The following is a 465-nucleotide window of genomic DNA, read 5'->3' as shown; positions in this document are numbered from 1 at the left end:
TTTGTGGTCTAATGTTATGTTCTGAACAGAAGTCTAACATTTCTTGTGTTTCTCTTATACCACCAATTGCTGAACCTGCAAATGATCTACGATGACCGATTAAGTTTGCTACGCGTAATGATACGGGTTCTGCTGGTGCTCCTACGTTTACAAGTGTACCGTCTAATCTTAATAATTGAAGATAATCATCTATTGGTAAATTAGCACTTACGGTATTAATGATTAAATCAAATGAGTTAGCAAGTTCTTCAAATGTTGACTCATCACTTGTTGCATAATAATGAGAAGCACCTAATTTCTGCACTAACCCCAGGATGTGGGAGTAAAATAAAAACACTTTCGTTGAATTCATATTAAAATGAATTTATACGGATGTGTTTTTTCTATGAAAAGAGTGGCATATTCAGTTGAAACAAAATATAAAGTAGTAGAAATGAAACTTAAAGGATATAGTACAAGAGAAAT

Annotated in this window: 1 pseudogene; it reads right to left on the bottom strand. The window is 32.9% G+C overall.

Annotated elements, in window-relative coordinates:
- Window positions 1-298: pseudogene (locus LQ686_RS13940) on the bottom strand (zinc-binding dehydrogenase); the annotation flags it as partial.
- Window positions 299-465: the final 167 nt, after the last annotated feature.

The sequence above is a fragment of the Mammaliicoccus sp. J-M41 genome (assembly GCF_022385935.1).
GTDB classification, from domain to species: Bacteria; Bacillota; Bacilli; order Staphylococcales; family Staphylococcaceae; genus Mammaliicoccus; species Mammaliicoccus sciuri_A.
This window is presented reverse-complemented; position numbering and strand designations above follow the sequence as displayed.